The organism is Ferrovibrio sp., from assembly GCF_046297595.1.
Taxonomy (GTDB): Bacteria; Pseudomonadota; Alphaproteobacteria; order Ferrovibrionales; family Ferrovibrionaceae; genus Ferrovibrio.
This window is the reverse complement of record NZ_JBKBHT010000004.1, coordinates 239,815-263,423: the sequence shown is the minus strand read 5'-3', so window position 1 is coordinate 263,423 and position 23,609 is coordinate 239,815. Positions and strand designations below refer to the sequence as shown.

General features: G+C 64.5%; 20 protein-coding genes, 1 other RNA gene and 1 riboswitch. Of the genes, 2 read left to right on the top strand and 19 right to left on the bottom strand.

Annotated features, from left to right (window positions below; translation table 11 throughout):
* Positions 1-17 precede the first annotated feature (17 nt).
* Genes ACK4FJ_RS13250 through ACK4FJ_RS13185 form a run of 14 tightly spaced genes read right to left on the bottom strand, consistent with a single transcriptional unit; the run spans position 18 to position 15,654 of the window.
* Positions 18-947, bottom strand: a complete 930-nt coding sequence (locus tag ACK4FJ_RS13250; protein WP_409767166.1) for a cell division protein FtsQ/DivIB — start codon at positions 945-947, stop codon at positions 18-20.
* Positions 935-1,849, bottom strand: a complete 915-nt coding sequence (locus ACK4FJ_RS13245) for a D-alanine--D-alanine ligase (protein ID WP_409767165.1) — start codon at positions 1,847-1,849, stop codon at positions 935-937. The genes ACK4FJ_RS13250 and ACK4FJ_RS13245 overlap by 13 nt, the downstream gene beginning before the upstream one ends.
* Positions 1,842-2,780 carry a UDP-N-acetylmuramate dehydrogenase gene (murB, locus tag ACK4FJ_RS13240; protein ID WP_409767289.1) on the bottom strand — a complete coding sequence of 313 codons (939 nt, stop codon included), beginning with the start codon at positions 2,778-2,780 and terminating at the stop codon, positions 1,842-1,844. Before murB ends, ACK4FJ_RS13245 begins: the two co-directional genes overlap by 8 nt.
* Positions 2,780-4,213 (bottom strand): UDP-N-acetylmuramate--L-alanine ligase, encoded by a 1,434-nt coding sequence (gene murC, locus ACK4FJ_RS13235; RefSeq protein WP_409767164.1) that lies wholly within the window; start codon positions 4,211-4,213, stop codon positions 2,780-2,782. The genes murB and murC overlap by 1 nt, the downstream gene beginning before the upstream one ends.
* The gene (gene murG / locus ACK4FJ_RS13230; protein WP_409767163.1) at positions 4,210-5,379 is read right to left on the bottom strand and encodes an undecaprenyldiphospho-muramoylpentapeptide beta-N-acetylglucosaminyltransferase; all 1,170 of its coding nucleotides are present in this window, start codon (positions 5,377-5,379) and stop codon (positions 4,210-4,212) included. The genes murC and murG overlap by 4 nt, the downstream gene beginning before the upstream one ends.
* Positions 5,376-6,500 (bottom strand): putative lipid II flippase FtsW, encoded by a 1,125-nt coding sequence (gene ftsW, locus ACK4FJ_RS13225; RefSeq protein WP_409767162.1) that lies wholly within the window; start codon positions 6,498-6,500, stop codon positions 5,376-5,378. Before ftsW ends, murG begins: the two co-directional genes overlap by 4 nt.
* A complete protein-coding gene (murD, locus tag ACK4FJ_RS13220) occupies positions 6,497-7,885 on the bottom strand; it encodes a UDP-N-acetylmuramoyl-L-alanine--D-glutamate ligase (protein ID WP_409767161.1) in 1,389 nt (462 codons plus the stop codon). The genes ftsW and murD overlap by 4 nt, the downstream gene beginning before the upstream one ends.
* 7 nt (positions 7,886-7,892) lie before the next feature.
* On the bottom strand, positions 7,893-8,981 hold the full coding sequence (gene mraY, locus ACK4FJ_RS13215; RefSeq protein ID WP_409767160.1) for a phospho-N-acetylmuramoyl-pentapeptide-transferase: 1,089 nt from the start codon (positions 8,979-8,981) through the stop codon (positions 7,893-7,895).
* Between the two features lie 16 nt (positions 8,982-8,997).
* Positions 8,998-10,428 carry a UDP-N-acetylmuramoylalanyl-D-glutamyl-2,6-diaminopimelate--D-alanyl-D-alanine ligase gene (locus ACK4FJ_RS13210; RefSeq protein WP_409767159.1) on the bottom strand — a complete coding sequence of 477 codons (1,431 nt, stop codon included), beginning with the start codon at positions 10,426-10,428 and terminating at the stop codon, positions 8,998-9,000.
* Positions 10,428-11,918: a UDP-N-acetylmuramoyl-L-alanyl-D-glutamate--2,6-diaminopimelate ligase gene (locus ACK4FJ_RS13205; protein WP_409767158.1), complete on the bottom strand. Its 1,491-nt coding sequence runs from the start codon at positions 11,916-11,918 to the stop codon at positions 10,428-10,430. Before ACK4FJ_RS13205 ends, ACK4FJ_RS13210 begins: the two co-directional genes overlap by 1 nt.
* Positions 11,905-13,731: a peptidoglycan D,D-transpeptidase FtsI family protein gene (locus tag ACK4FJ_RS13200; protein WP_409767156.1), complete on the bottom strand. Its 1,827-nt coding sequence runs from the start codon at positions 13,729-13,731 to the stop codon at positions 11,905-11,907. Before ACK4FJ_RS13200 ends, ACK4FJ_RS13205 begins: the two co-directional genes overlap by 14 nt.
* Positions 13,731-14,237 carry a hypothetical protein gene (locus ACK4FJ_RS13195; RefSeq protein ID WP_409767155.1) on the bottom strand — a complete coding sequence of 169 codons (507 nt, stop codon included), beginning with the start codon at positions 14,235-14,237 and terminating at the stop codon, positions 13,731-13,733. The genes ACK4FJ_RS13200 and ACK4FJ_RS13195 overlap by 1 nt, the downstream gene beginning before the upstream one ends.
* Positions 14,234-15,253: a 16S rRNA (cytosine(1402)-N(4))-methyltransferase RsmH gene (gene rsmH, locus ACK4FJ_RS13190; protein ID WP_409767154.1), complete on the bottom strand. Its 1,020-nt coding sequence runs from the start codon at positions 15,251-15,253 to the stop codon at positions 14,234-14,236. The genes ACK4FJ_RS13195 and rsmH overlap by 4 nt, the downstream gene beginning before the upstream one ends.
* A complete protein-coding gene (locus ACK4FJ_RS13185) occupies positions 15,250-15,654 on the bottom strand; it encodes a division/cell wall cluster transcriptional repressor MraZ (RefSeq protein WP_409767153.1) in 405 nt (134 codons plus the stop codon). Before ACK4FJ_RS13185 ends, rsmH begins: the two co-directional genes overlap by 4 nt.
* A 356-nt stretch (positions 15,655-16,010) precedes the next feature.
* Here ACK4FJ_RS13185 and ACK4FJ_RS13180 point away from each other — a divergent pair, with 356 nt between their 5' ends.
* Positions 16,011-16,577, top strand: coding sequence for a hypothetical protein (locus ACK4FJ_RS13180; protein ID WP_409767152.1), 567 nt, complete (start codon positions 16,011-16,013; stop codon positions 16,575-16,577).
* 12 nt (positions 16,578-16,589) lie between these two features.
* Here ACK4FJ_RS13180 and ACK4FJ_RS13175 read toward each other — a convergent pair whose 3' ends face one another.
* The 5 genes from ACK4FJ_RS13175 to ACK4FJ_RS13155 form a co-directional block, all read right to left on the bottom strand.
* Positions 16,590-18,041: a PepSY domain-containing protein gene (locus ACK4FJ_RS13175; RefSeq protein WP_409767151.1), complete on the bottom strand. Its 1,452-nt coding sequence runs from the start codon at positions 18,039-18,041 to the stop codon at positions 16,590-16,592.
* A complete protein-coding gene (locus ACK4FJ_RS13170) occupies positions 18,041-20,176 on the bottom strand; it encodes a TonB-dependent receptor (RefSeq protein WP_409767150.1) in 2,136 nt (711 codons plus the stop codon). The genes ACK4FJ_RS13175 and ACK4FJ_RS13170 overlap by 1 nt, the downstream gene beginning before the upstream one ends.
* Before the next feature lie 294 nt (positions 20,177-20,470).
* Positions 20,471-20,667, bottom strand: a riboswitch (cobalamin riboswitch).
* Positions 20,668-20,701: 34 nt separating this feature from the next.
* Positions 20,702-21,097: RNase P RNA component class A (gene rnpB / locus ACK4FJ_RS13165), an RNA gene on the bottom strand.
* A 50-nt stretch (positions 21,098-21,147) separates the two neighbouring features.
* On the bottom strand, positions 21,148-21,912 hold the full coding sequence (locus ACK4FJ_RS13160; protein ID WP_409767149.1) for an N-acetylmuramoyl-L-alanine amidase: 765 nt from the start codon (positions 21,910-21,912) through the stop codon (positions 21,148-21,150).
* 6 nt (positions 21,913-21,918) lie between these two features.
* A complete protein-coding gene (locus ACK4FJ_RS13155; RefSeq protein WP_409767147.1) occupies positions 21,919-22,839 on the bottom strand; it encodes a DMT family transporter in 921 nt (306 codons plus the stop codon).
* 150 nt (positions 22,840-22,989) lie between these two features.
* On the opposite strand from ACK4FJ_RS13155, the gene ACK4FJ_RS13150 reads away from it, so the two are divergent.
* Positions 22,990-23,553, top strand: a complete 564-nt coding sequence (locus tag ACK4FJ_RS13150; protein ID WP_409767146.1) for a winged helix DNA-binding protein — start codon at positions 22,990-22,992, stop codon at positions 23,551-23,553.
* The last annotated feature ends 56 nt before the right edge of the window (positions 23,554-23,609 follow it).

Below are 23,609 nucleotides of genomic sequence, written 5' to 3'. Positions count from 1 at the left end.
CTTACTTCCCCTCGCGCCTATGTACGTTTGCCGGCGGGCTTCTTGCCTGGCGCCACCTGCGGCACCGGCGATTCCGCCTCCGGGTTGAGCTGAACGGTCAGACGGTCTTCCAGACGAAGATCGACCGCCTTGATATCCCGACGCAGCAGGCCGTATTGCCGCTCCAGCTCGGTCAGGCGGAGCCATGCCTGCGCCGGATTGTCTTCCGGCAGGCGAGCGACGATGCCGTTGTCGAATTCGATATCCCAGCGGCGGTTGCGGATGCGGATGGCGTTCACCACGCGGCCGGCCAGCGTCGGCTCGGTCTGCAGCATGGCCAGCAGGTCATGCGCCTTGTCGGACGCCCCAGCGCCCACCAGCAGAAACAGATGATGGAATTCGGCGCGGTCGCCCTCTTCCAGCACCTTGCCTTCGGCGTCGATCAGGTAGACGCGGCCGTCGATCTGCCAGCGCGCGAAAGCCTCGCGTTCGACGATCTCGATATGCAGCGTATCGGGCAACTGGCGCCATACCGTGGCCTGCCGAACCCAGCCGATCGCCTCGACGCGCCGGCGGATGGCATCCAGATCGAGCGAGAGCATCGGATCACCGCGCTCCACGGCCACGGCCTCGGCCAGAGCTTCCAGCGGCGCATGCACCCGCCCCTGCAGGTTCACGTCGCCCAGCCGCATGTCGACCGTGGCGCCGGCCTCGCCAGCGAATTCCTGGACGGCGAGCTGGGCCTGCGCCGGCAGATCGGTGCGGAACCAGACATAACCGGCGCTGCCCGACAGGCCGATCACCACGGCGCCGAGCAAGGCCCATTTCAGCCGACGCCACAGCACCGATTTCGGCTTGCGACGCGCTGGCGGCAGCGGCCGGCAATATCCTTTCGGCCGTGCCGGCGGCAGGCTCGGCGCACAGGGCGCGCAGGGACGATCATCGGGCAGCACGACTAGCGACCGCATGAGGCATCCTCCACCATCCAGCGCACGAGCTGACCGAACGAGATGCCATGGTGCCCGGCGATTTCCGGCACCAGCGACAGCGGCGTCATGCCCGGCTGGGTGTTGATCTCAAGCAGGTAGAATTTGCCGGGCTCGCCAGCGGTGTCGTCATAGCGCCAGTCGGAGCGCGTCACGCCACGGCAGCCCAGCACCTGATGCGCCTTCAGCGCCAGCGCGCAGACTTCTTCATAGGCCGATTTCAGGATCGGCGCCGGCATTAGATGCGTGGCCTTGCCGTCGGTATACTTGGCCTCGTAATCGTAGAAGCGGCCATGGGCGCGGATCTCGATGGCGCCCAGCACGCGATCGCCCATCACCGCCACCTGGATCTCGCGGCCGGGGATATAACGCTCGACCAGTACATGTTCGCCGAAATACCAGCCGGCATCATCCTGCGGCTGATAATTGTCGCCGTTCATGACGATATGCACGCCGACCGAGGAACCCTCGTTCAGCGGCTTGATCACGTAAGGATGCGGCATCACCGCGCCACCGGTGAAGGCCGAGCGGTGCACCACCTTGCCTTCGGCCATCGGCAGACCATGGGCGCGCCAGACATCCTTGGCCATCGGCTTGCTCATCGCCAGCGCCGAGGCCAGCACGCCTGAATGGGTGTAAGGAATACCCATGATCTCGAGCAGGCCCTGCACCGTGCCATCCTCGCCATAGGGGCCATGCATGGCATTGAAGGCCACGTCGGGTTTGATCTGCGCCAACTGCTCGGCCAGGTCGCGGCCGACATCGACCTCGGTGACTTTGAAGCCTTCCTCGCGCAGGGCCTTGGCGCAGGCACGGCCGGAGGTGAGCGAAACCTCGCGTTCCGACGACCAGCCGCCCATCAGGACCGCAACATGCTTAGCCATGCGCGGACTCCTTCGTCTTGCCGATACGCTTGATCTCCCAGCGCAGCTCGATGCCGCTAGTCTCTTTCACCCGGCGACGCACCGTTTCGCCCAGAGTCTCGAGATCGGCGGCCGTGGCGCTACCGCGGTTGATCAGAAAGTTGCAATGCTGCTCGGAAACCTGCGCATCGCCCACGACCAGGCCACGGCAGCCGGCGGCATCGATCAGTTGCCAGGCCTTATACCCTTCCGGATTGGCAAAGGTGGAGCCGCCGGTGCGCGAACGGATCGGCTGGCTGCCTTCACGCGCCGCCTGGATCTCGTCCATGCGCGCCTGGATCGCGACCTTGTCGCCCGGTTTGCCCTTCAGGCGGCAACCCAGGAAAATCCAGTCCTCTGGCACGCCGCAATTGCGATAGCCGAATTGCATCTCAGCCGGCGTCAGGCGGTGCAGGTTGCCCTGTGTATCCACCGCCTCGGCCCAGACCAGCACATCCTTGAACTCGGTGCCGTAGGCGCCGGCATTCATGCGCAGGCCACCGCCCACGGTGCCGGGAATGCCGCGCAGGAATTCCAGCCCGGCGATGCCATGCATCTGCGCGGTCTGCGCAACATTCACATCCAGCGCGCCTGCGCCGGCTTCGATTTCGTGATTGTCGCGGGCGGCGATACCGGCGAAATCGCGACCCAGGCGGATGACCACGCCTTTCACACCGCCATCGCGGACCAGCGTGTTGGAGCCAACGCCCAGCACGATGACCGGTACATCGGCGGGCTTGCCCTTCAGGAAGGCTACCAGGTCGTCGCGGTCGGCCGGACGGAACATCGCATCCGCCGGGCCGCCGACGCGGAACCAGGTGATATCGGCAAGGCCGGCCTGCGCCGACAGCCGACCGCGCACGGCGGGCAGCCGCGCGATCAGGTCGTCATGCCGGAGTTGTTCGGCCGTCATCATGCCCGCTCCTTCGCCTGCAGGGCCTGCAATTCGGCCGGCAGGGCATTGGCCCAGGTGGTGATGCTGCCGGCGCCGAGGCAGACCACGAGGTCGCCCGATACCGCTTCCTGTTTGATGATGCCGGCAAGCTGTTCCGGCGCCGGCAGCGGCAGCACGCGGCGATGGCCGCGATTGCGCAGGCCTTCCACCAGGGCGTCGCGACTGACACCCTCGATCGGGCTTTCGCCGGCGGCATAGACATCGGCCACGATCACCGTGTCGGCGTCGTTGAAGCAGGCGCAGAAATCCTCGAACAGGTCGCGCAGGCGGGTGTAGCGATGCGGCTGCACCACGGCGATCACCTTGGCCTCGGGGCGGTCGCCCACCGCCAGCCGCGCCGCTGCCAGCACGGCCGAGATTTCCACCGGATGGTGACCATAATCGTCCACCACGGTGATGCCACCCGCTTCACCGGTGATGGTGAAGCGGCGCTTCACGCCACGGAAACCGCCCAGCGCGCGCTTGATCACGTCGGCGCCAAAGCCCATCTCGCGGGCAATGGCGGCAACGACCAGCGAATTCTGCACATTGTGGCGGCCGAACATCGGCAGATGCACGCCAGCCACGATGTCGCTTTCGCCACGGGCACGATCAGCCATCAGGATGTCGTAATGGGCACCGCGGTTGTCAAACCGCACATTCACGGCACGCACATCGGCCTGCGGCGAGAAACCGTAGGTGACGACACGGCGGTCGGTGATGCGGCCGATCATCGCCTGCACTTCCGGATGATCGATGCACAAAGTGGCGAAACCGTAGAACGGGATGCTCTCGACGAACTGCTTGAAGCCCTCGCGTACGCGGTCAAAGGTGCCGTAATGATCGAGATGCTCGGGGTCGATATTGGTGACCACGGCAATGGTGGCCGGCAGTTTCAGGAAGGTGCCGTCGCTTTCATCGGCTTCCACCACCATCCATTCGCCAGCGCCCAGGCGGGCATTGGTGCCATAGGCGTTGATGATGCCGCCGTTGATCACGGTGGGGTCCATGCCGGCGGCTTCCAGCAGGGCGGCGACCAGCGAAGTCGTGGTGGTCTTGCCATGGGTGCCGGCGATGGCAATGGCCCATTTCAGGCGCATCAGCTCGCCCAGCATCTCGGCGCGGCGCACCACCGGGATCAGGCGAGCACGGGCCGCCTTCACTTCCGGATTGTCGGGCTTCACGGCCGAGGAAATCACCAGCACTTCGGCCTTGGCGACATTCTCCTCGCGATGCCCCTCGAACACCGTGATGCCGAGATCGCGCAGGCGCTTGACGTTGTAATTGGCCGACAGGTCGGAACCCTGCACCTGGTAGCCCAGATTATGCATCACCTCGGCGATGCCCGACATGCCGATGCCGCCGATGCCGACGAAATGGATGATACCGATATCGAGCGGCAACGCTCTCATGCCGCGGTCCTTTTCACTGACGGGGTCGTTGACTGGTCTTTGGCAACAGCCGGCCTCGGCTGTTGATTGTGCTGTTCGGCCACGGCGCGCTCGACCAGATCGGCCAGCGCCTGGGTGGCGAGCGGCCGGCCGACGCTGCGGGCATGGGCGGCCATGGCGGCAAGCTGGGCCGGATCGGCCAGAAGATCGGCGAAGGCAGCCGAGACGCGCTCAACAGTGAACTTGTCCTGCGCGATCACCACGGCACCGCCGGCCAGGGCCAGGGCCTGGGCATTGGCGGTCTGATGGTCGTCGGTGGCATGGGCATAAGGCACCAGCAGCGAAGGCCGGCCAACTACGGCGATCTCGGCCGTGCTGCTGGCGCCGGAACGGCTGACCACCAGATGCGCAGCGGCCAAGCGTTCGGCCACATCGCTGAAGAAGCTTGCCGTCTCGGCGGCGATGCCGGCAGCGCCATAGGTTTCGCGCACGCGCTCCAGATCTTCCGGGCGGCATTGCTGCTGCACACGCAGGCGGCGCTTCACCTCGGCCGGCAATTGCGCCAGCGCGGCCGGCACCACATCGGACAGCACGCGCGCCCCCTGGCTGCCACCCATCACCAGCAGGCGCAGATTCTGATCGGGCGTTGCATATGGCACATCGGCCGCCGCCAGGATCGCTGGCCGCACCGGATTGCCGGTGACGGTGACTACCGCCTGGGCCGGCAGGAAATGTGTGGCGGGAAATGACGTGGCAATGCGCGCCGCCCGTTTCGCCACCAGGCGGTTGACGCGGCCCAGCACGGCATTCTGTTCGTGGATCAGGATCGGAATCTTTTTCAGCCGCGCGGCCAGCAGCAGCGGCAGCGAGGGGTAGCCGCCGAAACCGACCACGGCGGCCGGCCGGGTGAGCGCCAGCAGCGACAGAGCCGCCAGCACGCCCTGCGCGATCTCCACGACGCTCAGCAACTTGCCCATGATGCCGCGGCCGCTCGGCGTGCCGGCCGGAATGCGATACAGCGGCAATTCGGGCAGCGACTGGCCGAAGCCCTTGCCGCGCGTGTCGGTGACCAGACCGACGCGATGGCCGCGGCGCAGCAATTCGGCCGCCAGCGCCTCGGCCGGAAACACATGGCCGCCGGTGCCGCCCGCAGCCAGCAGGATCGTGGTTTCGGAGGCCGCCGTCATCGCACCGCTCCGCTATCGGGCCGCCAGCGGGTCAGCGCCAGCAGCATGCCCATGGCGAAGGCCAGCGCCAGCAGCGACGAGCCGCCATAGGAGATGAAGGGCAGCGTCATGCCCTTGGTGGGCAGCAGATGCAGGTTCACGCCAATGTTGATCACCGCCTGCAGTCCAAACTGCGTGGTAAGTCCGGCGGCAGCCAGCAGCACGAACAGGTTGCTTTCGGTCATCAGGCGCGAGAAGCAGCGCAGCACAATGAAGGCGAAGACGCCGACGATGAACAAGCAGGCGAACAGGCCGAATTCCTCGCCCGCCACCGCGAAAATGAAATCAGTATGGGCATCGGGCAGCACGCTTTTCACCGCGCCTTCGCCCGGGCCACGGCCCCAGATGCCGCCGGTGGCGAAGGCCTCCATGGCGCGCTCGATCTGGTAATTCTCCTTGTTCGCCGGATCGATGAACTTGTCGATGCGGCTGGCGACATGAGGGAAGATCAGATAGGCGCCAAAGATGCCGGCCAGTCCCAGTCCGCCCAATGCCAGCACGAACACGATCGGCAGGCCGGCAATGAAGAACTGCGCCAGCCACACGGCGCAGACCACCACCGCCATGCCGAGGTCGGGCTGCATCAGCAGTAGGCCGACGACCAGGGCGCAGAGCGCGGTCGAGATCGCCCAGCCTGGGAAGCCGGTGCCCTTGCGCCATTCGGAAAACAACCAGGCGGCCACCACGGCGAAAGCCGGCTTGACGAATTCCGATGGCTGCAGCGAGAGGCCGCCGAAGGAAATCCAACGATGGGCACCCTTCACTTCAATGCCCATGAAGAAGGTGAGCATCACACCCAGCAGCGCGCCTATGAAAACGATGGTGGCCACGCGGCGCACCCCAACCGGATCGAGCAGCGAGGTGCCCATCATGATCAGCAGGGCCGGCACCAGGAATACCAGCTGGCGCTGCACGAAATGGAAGTTGGCGAGGCCGATGCGATTGGCCACGGCCGGCGACGCAGCCAGCGTGAGGACGGTGCCCACGGCGATCAGTACGGCGACGGCGACCAGCAGCCAGCGGTCGACCGTCCACCACCAGCGGCCGAGTACGGAGGTGTCAGTGCGGGAGAAGGTGATCATGCCGCCGCCCCTTGTTCGTTGAGGCCGCCGCGCTCGCCCACCAGCCGGATGAATTCATCGCCGCGATACTCGAAGCTCTTGAACTGGTCGAAGGAGGCGCAGGCCGGCGACAGCAGCACCACCGCGCCTTTCAGCTTCTCGCGCCGCGCCACCGCCAGTGCATCGTCCAGCGCCTTGTCCAGCGTGCCGCACAGCGTATGCGATACGGCATCGCCCAGCGTGACGGCGAAATCCTTTGCCGCTTCGCCGATCAGACTGGCATGGCGGATGCGCGGGAAGAACGGCCGCAGGCTGGCAATGCCGCCTTCCTTGGCCTTGCCGCCGGCGATCCAGTAGATCGTCTCGAAGGAGGCCAGCGCCTTGGCCGTGGAATCGGCGTTGGTGGCCTTGGAGTCGTTGATGCAGGGAATGCCGTCGACCATGCCGACGCGCTGCAGGCGATGCTTCAGACCGAGGAAAGACGCAATGCCGGCTCGGATCGTGGCGACATCCAGCCCGGCAGCACGGGCCGCGGCATAGACGCAGGCGATGTTCTGGCCGTTATGGGCGCCGGGCAGGGCCGGAAAATCGAGCGCAAAGACCTCGCGGCCGTTATCGTATACCTTGCCGTCCACTGCACTGACGCCATCGTTCAGGATACGCGCGATGGAAACCGGCACGATCTTGCGGCCAGTATTCTTGCGTACCAGTTCGGCATGGATGGCGCGGCAGTGATCGTCATCGACGCCGATCACGGCAGTATCGCCGCTGCCCTGGCCCGCGAAGATCCGCGCCTTGATGGCGGCGTAGTTTTCCAGCGTGCCATGGCGGTCGAGATGGTCGGGCGTGATGTTGAGCAGGATCGCGATCTTCGCCTGCCAGCCGGGCGTCAGGTCGAGCTGGTAGGACGACATCTCCAGCACATAGACGCCCTCGCCGGCAGCGTGGCGCGGCAGGGCCAGAACCGGCGTGCCGATGTTGCCGCCGAGCGCGATATTCCGGCCGGTGGCGGAGAGCACATGCGCCAGCAAGGCCGTGGTGGTGGATTTTCCATTGGTGCCGGTCACGCCGTAAACCACCGGCTTCAGCTCGCGCAGCAGCAGTTCGATATCGCCGAGTACCGGCACGCCGGCACGATGCGCATTAGCGACCACCTGATGCGGCATCGGATGGGTCAGCGGCACGCCCGGCGCCAATGCCAGACCGGCACAGCCGGCCAAAGCCGCATCGTCCAGCGGCGTGGCGCGAAAGCCGGCTGCCTCTGCCGCAGCGCGTGAGGCCTCGTTATCATCCCACAGGCGCACCTCCGCACCGCCGGCGACAAGCGCCTGCGCTGTGGCCAGCCCGCTGCGTGCGAGGCCAAACACCGCCCAGGTCTGTCCGCGAGTATGCGTGAGTGCGATCATGCCAGTGTCACCGCAGCTTCAATGTGGATAGGCCGGCCAGCGCCAGGATCACCGCGATGATCCAGAAGCGGATCACGATGGTCGGCTCCTTCCAGCCCTTCTTCTCGAAATGGTGATGCAGCGGCGCCATGCGGAAGACGCGCTTGCCGGTGAGCTTGAAGCTTGCCACCTGCACCATCACCGACACGGTTTCCAGCACGAAGAGACCGCCGATGATGGCCAGCACCAGCTCATGCTTCACGATCACACTGACAGTGCCGAGCGCGCCGCCGAGGCTGAGCGAGCCGGTATCACCCATGAACACCATCGCCGGCGGGGCGTTGAACCACAGGAACCCGATACCCGCACCGACCAGCGCGCCGCAGAACACCGCCAATTCGCCCGCGCCCGCCACGTTATGGATCTGCAGGTAATTGGCGAACACCACGTTGCCGACGAGGTAGCAGATCAGGCCGAAGCTCGCGGCCGCGATCATCACCGGCACGATGGCGAGGCCATCCAGGCCATCGGTGAGGTTCACGGCGTTGGAGGCGCCGATCATCACGAAGGCGGCGAAGGGCATCATGAACCAGCCGAGATTCAGCAGCACATCCTTCAGGAACGGTACGGCCAGGCTGGTATTCAGCGGTGCGGCGGTGATCTGGTTGATCCACACCGCAGCAACGCCGGCGATGATGATCTGCAGGCCGAGCTTCAGCTTACCCGGCACGCCTTTCGGATTCTGCTTGGTGACCTTGAGATAGTCATCATAGAAGCCGATCAGGCCAAAACCGAAGGTGACCAGCAGCACGACCCACACATACCGGTTGGTCAGATCCGCCCACAGCAGCGTGCCCGCCCCGATGCCCAGCAGGATCAGGAAGCCGCCCATGGTGGGCGTGCCGCGCTTGGTGATGAGGTGGCCTTCCGGGCCATCCTCGCGGATCGGCTGCCCCTTGCCCTGCTTGGTGCGCAGCCAGTTGATCAGCGGCTCGCCGATCACAAACGCCAGCACCATGGCGGTGAGGATCGCGCCGCCGGTGCGGAAGGTGATGTAGCGGAACAGGTTCAGGATGTTGAACTCGTCCGCCAGGGGATACAGCAGGTGATACAGCATTCTACAGGTGTCCTTGTCACCAGCCGTTGGCGGCGCGCGGCTGCGGCGCCGGAGTCAGAAGATCGTCGACGATGAGGCGCATGCGGCTGCCCAGCGAACCCTTCACCAGCAGCACGTCGCCGCTGCGGATGGCACGGCGCAAAGGCTGGACCAGTTCGGCCGAATTGGCGGCATGGTGGCCGCGCATCTGTGGCGGCAGGGCATCATAGAGCGCGCGCATCAGCGGCCCGCTGGCAAAAACCAGATCGATCTGTCCGGCCACGAGGTCGGCGGCAAGACCGGCATGGGCGGCCTCGGCATCGGGGCCGAGTTCCAGCATATCGCCCAGCACGGCGATGCGCCGGCCACGCGAAGCACCCGGCTTGGCCATGGCCAGCACCGAAAAGGCCGCGCGCATGCTGGGCGGGCTGGCATTGTAGCTGTCGTCGATCAGGTCGATGCTGCCGCCGTCGCGCCAGTCGATGGTGTGTCGCTCGCCGCGGCCCTTCGGTGCGGTCACGCCGGCCAGCGCCATGCCGGCCTCGGCCAGATCGGCGCCGGCCAGTTCGGCAGCCGCCAGCACGGCCAGTGCGTTCAGCACCCAGTGCCGCCCCGGCGCGCCGATCTTGAAGGTCATCGGATGACCGAGGATATCGGCGGCGACACAGGAGCAGGAGGTATGCGGTGCGTATTTCACCAGCTTAGCCTGCGCCTGCGGATGCTCGCCGAAGCCGATCACTTCGGATGCGCCCGCCGCCTTTGCTGCGGCGGCGACGCGCTCGAAATGCGGGTTGTCGCGATTCATGATGGCGATGCCACCCGGCTCCAGGCCGGCGAAGATTTCCGCCTTGGCATCGGCGATGCCCTCGATGCTGTCGAAATTCTCCAGATGCACGCCTTCCACCGCCGTGATGATGGCGATATGCGGCCGCGCCAGCAGCGACAGCGGGCGGATTTCGCCGGCATGGTTCATGCCCATCTCGATCACGGCGAAACGGCTGTCGACCGGCATGCGCGCCAGCGTCAGCGGCACGCCCCAGTGATTGTTCAGGTTGCCGGTGGTGGCATGGGTGGCGCCCTGCTCGGCCAGCACATGGCGCAGCATTTCCTTGGTCGAGGTCTTGCCGACGCTGCCGGTGACACCGATCACCTTCGCCGCGCAGCGCTGGCGCGCCGCCGCCGCCAGATCGTTGAGTCCCTGGAAGGTATCCTTCACGCGCAGCAGGTTGGCGCCGGGCTGCAGCGTTTCCGGATCACGATCCACCATCGCCGCGGCGGCTCCTTTAGCCAGCGCATCTGCAACGAAGACATGGCCATCGAAATTCGGGCCGCGCAGGGCGATGAAGAGATCACCGAAGGTTACGCTACGGCTGTCGATCGAGACACCGCTTGCGGTCCAGAAGCCGTCGCTGTTGCCATGGGTGGCGGAGGCGGCTTCGGCGGAGGTCCAGAGCGCGAAAGCTTCCATTAATATTTACCCCCGTATGGTGCGCTGCCCGAAGCAGACCCTGCATCCGCCGCAGACACGGCTTCGCGTGCAACAGAGAGGTCGTCGAAGGGGCGCGTTTCACCGCCCACGATCTGGCCCTGCTCGTGGCCCTTGCCGGCAACCAGCAGCAGATCGCCACTGTCGAGTTCATTCACAGCGGCGAAGATCGCGGCGCGACGGTCGCCGATTTCGGTGGCGCCTTTTGCCGTCGCCATGATCGCAGCGCGAATGGTTTCAGGCTGTTCGCTGCGCGGATTGTCGTCGGTGACATAGACGCGGTCGGCCAGGCGCGTTGCGATTTCGCCCATCAGCGGGCGTTTGCCGCGATCGCGGTCGCCGCCGCAGCCAAACACCACCACCAGCCGCTTCGCCGCATGCGGCCGCACGGCTTTCAGCACCGTCTCCAGCGCATCGGGCGTGTGGGCATAATCGACATAGATGCTGGCGCCATTGGCGCGACGCGCGGCCTGCTGCATGCGACCCGGCACGCCCTGCAGGCCGGCAAGGGTTTCCCAGGTCGCGGCCGGATGGGCACCGCAGCCGACCACGAGGCCATAGGCAGCCAGCACGTTGCCGGCCTGAAAACCGCCGATCAGCGGCAGATCGACCGAGCGACGCACACCAAAAACTTCCGCCTCAACATGCAGGCCGCCGGCATGCGGCAAAGCTGAGAGCAGCCTCAGCTCGCTGCCCAGCAGGCCATAGCGGATCAGGCGGTGGCCGCGCCGCAGACAGATCTCTTCCACCTGCTTGCCGAATTCGCTGTCCATGTTGATCACCGCCGCGCCCTTCTCGGGCAGCAGCATGTCGAACAGCCGCAGCTTGGCGGCAAAATAGGCTTCGACCGTCGGATGGTAATCCATGTGGTCGCGGGTCAGGTTGGTGAAGGCCGCCGCCTCCACCGTCACGCCGTCGAGCCGGAACTGGTCGAGACCGTGACTGGAGGCTTCCAGCGCCAGATGCTCAACACCGGCCTGGCTCGCGATGCTGAGCAGTTCATGCAGCCGCACGGGATCGGGCGTGGTATGCGCAACGGATTCAGCCAGGCCTGCGCCATGCAGGCCCAGCGTGCCGAGGCTGGCGCTCTTCAGGCCGAGGCGCTGCCAGATCTGGGCGGTGAAATTGGCCACCGAGGTCTTGCCGTTGGTGCCGGTGACGGCGGCGATATGCCGGGGCTGGTCGTTGAAGAAGGCGGCCGCCATCAGGGCCAGACGACGGCGCGGATTGGCATCGGTTACGAAGGCGATCTGGTCGGCGAAGGCCGGATCGACATGATCGCTCAGCACCGCCACGGCACCCTTGGCACGCGCATCGGGGATAAAGCGGTGGCCATCGGCCTGCGTGCCCTTCAGGGCGGCGAACACATAGCCGGGACGCACCGCGCGGCTGTCGGCCGTCAGGCCGGCGACGTCGAGCGAGGCGGCGCGTGGGTCGAGGTTAAGGTCGGCGCAGAGATCACTGAGACGCAAGTTTCTTCTCCTGCGTCCGGCCGGTGACAGTGGCATTCGGGTTATTGAAATTGGGTATCGGCTGGCCCGGGATGGGCACGTACATCGCCTGCTTCAGCGCCGGCGATGCCTCGTCCACCGGCGGCACGCCAAGCAGCGGCGCGACACGGCTGATGATTCGGCCGGCGGCCGGAGCCGCAGTCCAGCCGGCAGAGGCGAAGCCGTAGGTGCTCTTATTGCCCTTCGGCTCGTCGATCATCACCTGCACGATGTAGCGCGGATTGTGCATCGGAAAGCCAGCGACGAAGGTATTAAATAAAGCCTTCTTGTTGTAACCGCCGCGTTCGTTGACCTTTTCCGATGTACCGGTCTTGCCGCCGACCAGATAGCCGTCCACCTCGGCCTTCTTGCCGGTGCCGTCTTCCACGACCAGCAGCATCAGCTTGCGCATCACGTCGCTGACCTCGCGGCGGATCACCTGGCGGCCGGGTGCCGGCAGGCCGGGCGGACGCTTGATCAACGTCGGCGGATGCAGCACCCCGCCATTGACGATGGCGGCCGTGGCGGAGGCAAGCTGCAGCGGCGTGACCGACAGGCCGTGACCGAACGAGATCGTCATGGTCTCGACGGTCTTCCAGTTGCGCGGGATGAGAGGCCCGCCCACTTCCGGCAGTTCGATGGTCGGCTTGTTGAGCATGCCCATGCGCTGCATGAATTCGCGCTGGCGCTCGGGCCCGACATCGACGGCCATCTTGGCCGAACCGATGTTGGAGGAATACATGAAGATTTCCGGCACGCTGAGCCAGCGCTTTTTCGGATGATCGTCCTTGATGGTGAAGCGCGAAATCTGGATCGGATGCGTGGCGTCGTAGCCGCCGCTCAGCTTGACGGTGCCGTAATCCAGGGCCATCGCCGTGTTCAGCGTCTTCATGGTCGAACCCATTTCATAGACGCCCAGCGTGATGCGGTTGAACCGCGACTCCTTGCTGGCGCTGCCGGGTTCGGCCGGATCGAAATCCGGCAGGCTGACCATGGCGATCACTTCGCCGGTATAAACATCGAGCACGATGCCGCCGCCGCCGATGGCATTGAAGAATTCGACCGCCTTGGCGATCTCGTCGCGCACCACGTGCTGCACGCGAATGTCGATGCTCAGTTCCAGCGGATCGCCGGTGCGCGACGGATCGCGCAGCTGTTCGTCGAAATGCTGCTCGACGCCGGAAATGCCCTTGCCGTCGATATCGGTGTAGCCCAGCACATGCACAGCGAGCGAACCCTGCGGATATACGCGGCGCTGCTCGCTATGGAAGTACAGGCCCGGAATGCCGAGGCGGTTCACTTCGTATTGCTCGCGCGGCGTCAGCCCGCGTTTGAGCCACACAAAGCTCTTGCCCGAAGCCAGCTTGGCCTGCACCTCGCCGGCCGGCAGTTCCGGCAGGGCCTGGGCCAGACGGGTGGCGGCCTCGATCGGGTTCTGCACCTTGCGCGGATCGGCATAAAGCGAGGCGATCTTCAGATTGGTCGCCAGGATATTGCCGTTGCGATCGACGATGGGCTGGCGCTCCATCAGCGCGGTCTTGGCGATCAGTTCCGGATTGATCCCGCGCGCCACCACCGGCTCGTTCGCACCGCGCAGCACGGTGAGTTCCACCAGACGGCCAGCCAGCACGATGAAGGCCAACGAAAACAGCCCGATACCGATCACCAGGCGCCCGCGGCTGGCCTCCAGCGCCTGCTTGGCGGCACCTTCCAGGCGCACAAGACCCGGATTGCCGGGGATGTCGGCCGGCGTGCAGGGCGGTTTCGCTTTCGGCTGGCGGCGGAACAGCGCCATTACTGGGCCCTCCGCTTGTCATTGGCCGGACGCTGCATCGCGCCCAGCACGGCCGCCACCTCGGCATCGAAATTCGCGACTGGCGCGGCGGCAGCCGGCGCTGCCTCAGGCTTGGCGGCGACCTGCATCGAAGGACCAGCCGGCGCCGGCGCAGGAATGGCTGCAACCGGCTGAGCCGGCGAGGTGCCGGGCGCCACGGCCATCGGCTGGCCCCGCTCTTGGCCGCGATCCTGACGCCAGGGCAAAGCATCGATGGCGATGATGTCGCGCGCCGTGGCAGGACGCATCTCCAGCAGGCGCTGGGCCTTGTCCTGCAGGTATTCCGGCCGGCTGAGATAACTCCATTCGGCCTGCAGCACACCGATGGTCTCGCGCTCCTGGCTGAGTGCGCGATTCATCTCGATCAGTTCTTCTTCCAGCCGCTGCACCTCGTAAGACAGCTGGTAGAGGCCGAAGGACACAACGGCGAGCAGCAGCAGGGCGATCAGCGAAAGGCCGCGACTCATGCTGCCTCCCGCATGTCGTCGTCAGGCCAGACCGGTGCCGCCGTGCGTTTGGCGGCACGCAGCTTGGCTGAACGGGCGCGCGGATTGCCCGCGATCTCGGCTTCGCCGGCGGCCAGCGCACCCTTGTGCAGCGGCGTGAAGGATGGCGCCCGCGCCTCGGTGGCCGCCTGGGGCAGATGGCGGGATGCACCGGCCTGCTTGCCGCTGCGGCGGTCGAGGAAACGCTTCACCACGCGGTCTTCCAGCGAATGGAACGACACCACGGCCAGGCGGCCTTCGGGCTTCAGCAGCGTCTCCGCCGCCACCAGACCGCGTCTCAGCTCGCCCAGTTCATCATTCACCACGATGCGCAACGCCTGGAATGTGCGGGTGGCCGGATGGATGCCGGGCACGGCACGCACCACGCGGGCCACGATCTCGGCCAACTGGCGCGTGCGGGTGATCGGGGCCTCGGCGCGGGCGGCGACAATAGCGCGCGCCACGGCGCGGGCACGACGCTCCTCACCGTAGAGGAAGATGATATCGGCCAGTTCGGCTTCGTCGCGACCGTTCACGATATCGGCGGCCGTCTCGCCCGTGGCGCCCATGCGCATGTCGAGCGGACCATCCTGCTGGAAGGAGAAACCGCGCTCGGCCTGGTCGAGCTGCATGGACGACACGCCGATATCCAGCGCCACGCCATCCACGGTCGTCACGCCGATGCCAGCAAGCAGATCGGCCATGTCGCCGAAACAGCCTTCCAGCAGACGGAAACGGTCAGGGTATTGTGCGCTGAGCCGGTCGGCATGGACGCGGACGCGCGGATCGCGGTCGATGCCGATCACCTGGCACTCCGCCGCCGCCAACAGGGCTGAACTGTAACCACCCGCACCGAACGTACCGTCCACCACCAGGTCGCCGGCACGAGGATTGAGCGCCGAGACCACTTCCGCACACATCACCGAAAGATGCGCTGTGCTTGCGGCTTTTTCGTGGCCGGTTGTCGTGGCGGTGCGGGAGCGATCCGCCGCACTCACGACTTGCCCTCCCCGCGCAAATAGGCGGCGGCCTTGGCGCGCGCCTCGGCGGCGCGGGCATCCCAGGCCTTGGGTTCCCAGATCTGGAAGGAATGGCGGCGACCGACGAACACCGCTTCGCCCGGCGCGGCCAGGCCGGCGTGATCCAGGAATTGCGGCCCAAGCTGGATGCGGCCTTCCTGGTCGAGATTCAGTTCGCTGAGGAACGGCAGCAGGCCATCGATCAGCATTTCGCGTTCGGGATGCAGGTCCGGCAGTTCATCGATGCGGCGATTGACGCCGTCGAGATAGTCACGGCCGCCAGCCACCAGGGCCGGCGCGGTGATATCGGGGCCGAGGATCAGGCCGCCTTCGGGCTGCTTGCGGGACAACAGGGCACGATACGGCGCCGGAACGGACACTCGTCCCTTCGCGTCAATCCGGTTCCGAAAGGTTGAGAGGAAGAATTCCACTCAGCCGCCCCCATGCTCCCTCCCCGGCCGTACACCCCCCTTGGGTGGCCATAGCCTGGGACAAGATGGGATAACATGGGCCTACATGGGCGTCAATGGATTTTAACGGTTTGCAATGGCGATTCCTGCCAATGATCACGGACACTTGCACTGAGTTCGATCCTATTAAATACCACTTATGTTCACTTAATATTCGCTCGATCTTTTCTTGTCTCCCGTCGCCGCTCCGTTTACACATCGATGCAGGGAGCCACCGGCAGGCAATGATCGCTCGATTGCGGCCACACAACCCAAAGAAAGCATAAATGCGGGCAATTCTCTTTTTATGTGCAGCGCTGCTGGCCATCCTGGCTGCCTCCGACAGGGCCGTTGCCCAGGGGGCGGTTAATGAGTTCCTGCCCCGCGATGTTCCGGCCCTCAAACGCTTCGCCATCGTGGCCAGCACCGCCAACAACCAGTGCTTCACCGCCCAGCTGGTGAACAACGATCCCAAGCGGATCCGCGCGGCCGCCCTGCTCTCGCCCTGCGAATTCAACATCGACAACCAGAGCCAGGGCTTTTTCATCAGCCGGCCGCTGCAGCCGGGCGGCTACCAGGTCTTCTTCGCCGCCAATCCGGCCTATTGCCTGGCCATGGAACCGCGCAGCCAGCTGCTGGTGGTGTCGGCCTGCGCCTTGAACACGGCGATGCTCGAACAGCTGCCGCAATTGTGGGACATCAAGGGCGGCGGCCTGTCGCTGCGAGGCACCGACGGCAAGAAATGGTGCCTCGACACCCGCGCCAAGCAGGGTTTCTCGGCGATCTTCGAGCCGCATTTCACCGAATGCCCGGAACAGATTCCGGATGCCTTCCTGCTGCGCGTGAACCGCTAGCCGCGATCCGGTTCACCGCTTCGCCGGCGGGAAGGACCGCGCCGCTTTCCGCCGCAGCCGCCGCCAGCCTATGACAATGCCGCTCAGCGACGCGATCAGGCCGATGACTGACATCGTCACCAGCAACACATCCCATGCCGGCCGCCAGCGCAGCAGGAATGCAAAATCGAAACTGTGCAGGCCGTTGAACAGCCATCGGTACAACCTTCGGGTTTCGCTGCTCTGCCCCAGGATATCGCCTGTCCGCGGATCGATGTGAAACCAGGTCTGGCGTTCATCATCGAAACCGATGCGTAACACGGGCAATTCCCGCCGGTGATGATGGGAATACCAGTAGGCGTCCTCTTCGTCGAGTTGTTGCGCCAGCGCCATGGGCGCGGCGGGCATCAGTTTGCGGGCGGCGGCAAATATCTGCTCGGACGATAACGCCTGATCGGCGGACAGCAGAAATCCTTCCCTGTCATACCTGATGGCGAGCGGCTGTCCGGCCAGCCAAACAAGGCGCAATTCGGAAACTTCCTTGCCGTGCGTGTCGGCCTGCAGGGGGAAATGCGGCAAGGCGTATCCTGCGTAATCCTGCAAAGCGGTTTTTGCCGGCGGCGACTGACTGAACCACTGGTTCGGATTCATCGAAAGCCAGCCGCTGAATATCCACGCCAGCAGAAACAGGCAGCCGATCAAGCCGGAAAGATGATGCCATTGCATCCAGCCGCGATACGGCGTGATGGCATTCCGTGCATATCGACGCCGCAGGCGCAGGCGCTGTATGCCGATCCAGATGCCACTGACTGCCACCACGATGGCGGGCCCGGACAGCCACAGCACAACATCGCGCCAGAGTGGCGCATCGGCGCGCAATGGCGTGAAATAGATCCAGTGCGGAATGGCGCCCAGCCAGTTCCAGAACCTTTCGATCCGTGTCGTGTCGAGCGCGATCTCCCCGCTGCGCGCGGAAACATAGACAATCGTTCCGGCTGCATCACTCAGGGCAATCAGATGGAATGGCCGCAATGGATCATACCTGGCCGTTACCGACCACTGGTCGCGATCCACCTTGCCGATCAGGTTGGCTTTTCCTTCCGTCTGCCGGATCGCGGACAGAGCCATATCGGCGGAAACGCCCTCGATGCGATTTCCGTTCAGCGCAGACACGGTATGACGGCTGCCATCCCAATCGGCGATCCGATAGACCGGTTCGGCGCCGAGCATCTCGATACGCAGATGCCGCGGATATGTTGACTGCCCCGCTGCAGCCAGCGCCTCGGCCGGCGAAACATGCAGCCTGTCGAAATCGATGGCCGGCAGAAGCCGGCGGCGCTCGATATCGCTCAGCGAGGGGAACTGGACGTACATCATCACCACGCCGGAAGCGAACCAGGCGGCGAAGAGGATGCAGCTGCCTATGCCGAGCCAGCGGTGGCTGAGATACAGCCACCGCTGGAACTGACGGGTCAACCTACGCATCAGAATTTGATGCTGGTCGAGACCATCAACGTGCGCGGTCGACCGAGCAGCCACTGGTCGCCGCCATAAGCATTCGTGGCATAGACCTCATCAAGGAGATTGAAGACCTGCAAGGCAATGCTGGCCCGCTCCACCGGCGCCCAGGCGATACCCAGATCGACTACGGCATAGGCCGGCCGCTTCTGGGTGTTGGCGTTGTTGCTGTATGTTTCGCCCACATAACGCAGACCGCCCAGTGCCTTCCACTCGGGTGCAAAGCCCCAGGTGAGCCAGAGATTGGCCAGTTGCTCCGGCACATTCGGTGGCGTATTGCCGGTACGCGAGACGGCGACACCGCCGGAGCTTTCCCTGAAATCGTCGAAGCGGGCATCCAGCAGGCTGGCATTGGCCTCAAGCCGCAAATTTTCCAGCACATCGAAAGCGAATGCCAGTTCCACGCCCTGCGAGGATTGCTGCCCCACCTGCTGCGTGACGCTCGGGTTTGCGGGATCGCGCGACAGCAGATCGTGCTTGACGATATGGTATCCGGCCAGGGTCCATTCGCCGCGCCCGTTCAGGACCGACTGCTTCACGCCGATTTCCGTCTGCTCCGCCGTCGCCAGCGTGAAGGCACGGCTGGAGACCGGCAGCGTGATGATCCCGCCGACGGGATCGACCGCCGTGGCATACTGGCCATAGACTGCGACGGTCTCGGTCAGGTCGTAAACCGTGCCGACCCGCCATGTGACATTGGCGAAAGTCTTGCTGAAACCGCTGGATGGCGTGATCAGGTCTTCGCGCGTCATGTGAACATTGTCGTACCGCAGGCCGCCGATCACCGACCAGCGGTCGGTCAGATCGATCCGATCCTCGGCATAGAGGGCATACTGCGTCGTATCGGTGTCATATTTCGGCTTGGTGACGTCCGGACTGCTGAACACTCCCGGATCGAAGCTGTATGGATCGACCGATGACGACCCGCCATAAGGCGAATTGTTGGTATGTCGGAAATCGATCCGACTCACATCGACCCCGACCGCCGTCCGGTTGCGCAGGCCGAACAGGCTGTTGTCGAGACTGACATCCGTGCGATTGCCGTATTGTTCCTGGGCATGCAGGATTTCCAAGTAATCGGCCCGGTCGATCCGTCCGGTGGCGGTGTTGTAGGTGTAGTCCTCAATGTTGCGCCAGTGCCGGTCGGAAACCAGCATATAGCTGGTATTGGCGAGCTTCAGCGCGTCGGTTGCTTCCCACTCCATCTTCAACTGGGTCCAGTTGTCGCGATATGAGATCACGCTGTCGCGCGCATTGTAATTCTTCTTGCGCAGCGATTCGTCCAGAACGCCATTCACAAGCGGCGTTCCGAAATACCGCATCGGCTCTTGATTTCCGTAGTCGTTGCGCAGAGTGACGGCGAAGCTGTCAGAGATATCGGCGCGAAGCGCCAGCGACAGAGCCAGGCTTTCGGACTCGCCGCGGTCGATCCAGCCATCAGACTCACGTCTTGAAATATCGGCCCGGTACGACAACTTATCGCTGATCGGGCCGCCACTCCCGGCTGCGGCATGCCAGGTCATGTCAGCGCCAAAGGCGAGTGCCGCTTCATGCTCGAAACGCGTCCGGTTCGGTGACTTAGGAATCACATTCACGGCGCCACCAACCGCGCCGGCGCCATACATCACCGAGGCGGGGCCATGCAGGACCTCGATACGATCCAGCGTCCAGGAGTCGAAGGGAAAAGTGACCGTGCCGGCGCCCACGGCAAATTGGGTGCCGTCATAAAGCTGCACGACCGAACTGTGGCCGCTGAAGCCGCGCGCCGACAATGCGGTACCGCCATTGCCGGGCGAAGCCGCCGAACTGAAACCCACGGCCCGCGATGCGGCATCGTTCACCGACAAGGCACCGCGTTCACGGATCGCGTCGCCAGGTATGATTTCCACACTGGCCGGCGTTTCCATCGGCGTCAGACCGAGACGGCTGCCGGTGCTGGCTGGCACGGTGAGGCCGAGGCCCTCCTGCGTTTCCTCGGATGGCTTCTCGGCGGAAACCGTAATGGCCGGCAACTGGGTTGTCGGTTCTTGGGCAACCGCGGGAAAAACAGCAGACAGCACTGCAGCCCCGCCGATCACGGCGGGGAGTTGACGGATTTTCATTTCGAACCCCCAAAGCGAAGTTATTGATCTTTCGGTCTGAAAATATGTTATGTTATAACATAACATATTTAGTATTCAGCAACCCCTTTCATGGGATCGCCGCCCGGGATCGCCTGAAGGCAGATGACGAAAAGACCATCGGCATATCTGCCGATTTCAAATGCATGAGACATGACATGGGATGAACCCCTGGCAACGTGGTGGCACGTCACCGCGAACACGGCTCAGTCCGTCGGGCCTTGATCGCCCGCACAGAAACATCCGCCCACCGAGACACCCCGCCCGATGCATTCGCGTGTGACCACGACTGACGGCAGGTCTCCTGGCTCGCGGATCGATGCCTTCCGTCGCCTTCCCGGTCCATCCAGGGCCAGTGGCTGTGTGACGGATGGCTAGCCGCTTACAGTTGCGGGGGCAGCCACGGCATTGAGCAGAGCTCGCACCGCGTTCCCTATTAAGCCCGTTGGGGCACCATCATCGACGAACGTGGCGAAGAAGGTGAGGCCTGTCAACATGCAAAGAAAAAGCGCCAGACGGCCTATAAGCCGGGTTCTGTCCCCCTACTTGCGCAGGATGGACGGCCATTCCTCTGGGATGCCCGTTGCCGGACACCTCGCGCGACCGACCCGGATGGCGAGCCGAAAACCGCCCCGCAGGCTTGCGCCTGCCGCCATCCCTATTTGGTCTTGCTCCCGGTGGGGTTTGCCGTGCCGCTTCCGTTACCGGTCGCGCGGTGCGCTCTTACCGCACCCTTTCACCCTTACCATGAGATCCGGAGATGTCATGGCGATCTGCTCTCTGTGGCACTGTCCCTGGGGTCGCCCCCGCCGGGCGTTACCCGGCACCGTGTTTCCGTGGAGCCCGGACTTTCCTCGACATCTTGCCCAGAAGGGCAGATGCCGCAGCCGTCCAGCCGTCTGGCACGGCGCAGAGGTAGGCTCAGCCAACCCCGCCGTCAAGGCGAAAGCGCGTCAGGCGTTCTTTTCCGAACAGGATCGCCGCATGCTGACCAGGGTCGAGATATGGTGGATCAGGCTGGTGGTTTCCGGATCGCTGACCCCGTCCACCTGAGACTGCCGGTAATGCCGCTGGAAGGCGCGCACCACCGCCTCGGTAAGCGGATCGTAGACGCCGCTGCCCTCGATGCCATAGCCGATGCGGTCCAGTGCCACCTGCAGTTCCAGCACGGCGCCGCCGCGATCGCCAGGCTGCAGGGCCGGGGCATGCTGCGACACGGTGAAATCCCAGGCCGGCCAGCGGCCGAATCCGGCTGCCGCCAGCCGATGCCAGGGGAACAGCTCACCCGGATCTTCCTTGCGCTGCGGCGCGATATCGGAATGGCCGACATAATTGCCCGGCATCACCTCGTGCCGGGCAGCGATATCGTGCAGCAACTCGAGCAGTGCATCGATCTGCACGGCCGGGAATTCGCGATACCCGAATTCATGGCCGGGATTGACCAGTTCGATGCCGATCGAACGCGCATTCACATCCCGTATACCGCGCCAGAACGACACGCCGGCATGCCAGGCGCGTTTATCTTCCGGCACGAGACGGTAGGTGCTGCCGTCCTCGTCGATCATGTAATGGGCGCTCACCTTGGCCTCGGGATCGCTCAACCGCTGCAAGGCCACAGCCGCGCTCGGCATCCCGGTGTAATGCAGAACCACCATGTTGACTGGGCGCCGCCCCGTGCGCTCGTCAAAATTTGGCGAAGGATGATCGATCATACGCATAACCAACTACTCGCCCGCTATCTTGCCAATGGCCTTGTCAGGCGCTTCCGCCGGGGTCAGGCCACGTGCTTCCGCGACCTTGGCTTCGCGCAATGTCACAATGAGAACGCCGGCTATGGTCATGGCCGATCCGATCAGCACACGAAAGCTCAGGCTCTCGTCCAGGAAGACGATACCCGAAACGATGCCGAGGATCGGCGCCAGCGTGAAACCGGGATTGACGACGCTGACCGGATAGCGTCGCAGCAGAAAATAGGCGCCACCATGACCAACCAGCGAAACGCCCAGCACCGCGTAGCCTACGGTGGCCCAGCCCACCCAGTCGGCCTCCAGCGCGCTCTGCACCTGACCGCTTTCCGCCACGAAGGAGATCAGCAGCAGGCTCGGCGCGCTGACCATGCCAACCCAGGCCTGCATGGAGAAGGTATCGACATCACGGATTCGGCGCACCAGGATCTGGCCATAAGACATCACCAGCACACTGCCGATGCAGAACAGGATGGCGCCCTGATAGCCCATCACTTTCGGATCGAAACTGATCACCATGGTGCCCAGGAAAGCCAGGGCGATGCCGGCACCGCGTTTCCAGCGTACCCGTTCGCCCAGCATGGCCCATGCCATCAGGGTTGAGATCGGCACCCCAAGCTGGACCACCACGGCCACCACCGCCACATCGTCGGCCAGGGCGATGCCGTTGAACATCAGCGCGAAATGCAGGGTGCCCATGAACAGCGCGGCCGGCAGGACCAGGTGCATCTGCCCCTTCTGCCACTTCAGCCAGGGCGCCATCAGCAGGGCGAGCCCCAGGAAGCGCAGTCCGGTGAAAAAGACAGGCGGGAACTGCGACACCGCGATCTTCGAGGCGACGAAATTGTAGCCCCAGATGGCGCATATCAGCAGCATCAGGGCAAGGTGCTGGGGCTTCATGGGCGGGGACCCTAGCAAACCCGACCGGTCAGGGGCTACGCTTCTTTCCGATATGGTTATGCGCCGGATGCAAGGGGGGTATGCGCGGGCTTTCCCGCCGACGCGCGTTGCCCGCCTTTGCGGCAGTGCAGAACAGCAAACAGGCAAGATATGACGAAAAGCAGAGCACCCGCTAAACCAGCCAGGACCGGTACCAAGCCGCAACAACGCCGCCCTATCGTCTCCTCCGCCCATCTGGCCAGCGAGAAGCTGACCGCCCTGAGCGAGTTTGAATTCGCCCTGATGATGAGCGGCAATGCCTTCGCGCGCTGGATCGTGCGCTGCATGACGGCGGCCGGCCAGCCCGATCTGGCGGCGCTGGATGTCATGGTATTGCACAGCGTGAATCACCGCGACCGCCCGAAACGGCTGGCCGATCTATGCCTCGTGCTGAATGTCGAGGACAGCCACACGGTGAATTACGGCCTTAAGAAAATGGCACGCCTGGGCCTGGTCAGCGGCGAGCGCCGCGGCAAGGAGATCTTCTATTCCACCACCGCCAAAGGCCGGGCGTTGTGCCTGGAATACCGCAAGATCCGCGAGGAACTGCTGGGCGAAGCCTATGCCCTGCTCGGCCAGCCCCAGAGCCAGGCCGACCTGTCCAGGATCGCCGACCTGATGCGGATTCTGTCCGGCATGTATGACCAGGCCAGTCGCGCGGCCGCGTCGCTGTGACTCCCCTCGAATACGTTGACAATTTATCAACGTTTTGTAAGCGTGTGGCCCTGCCC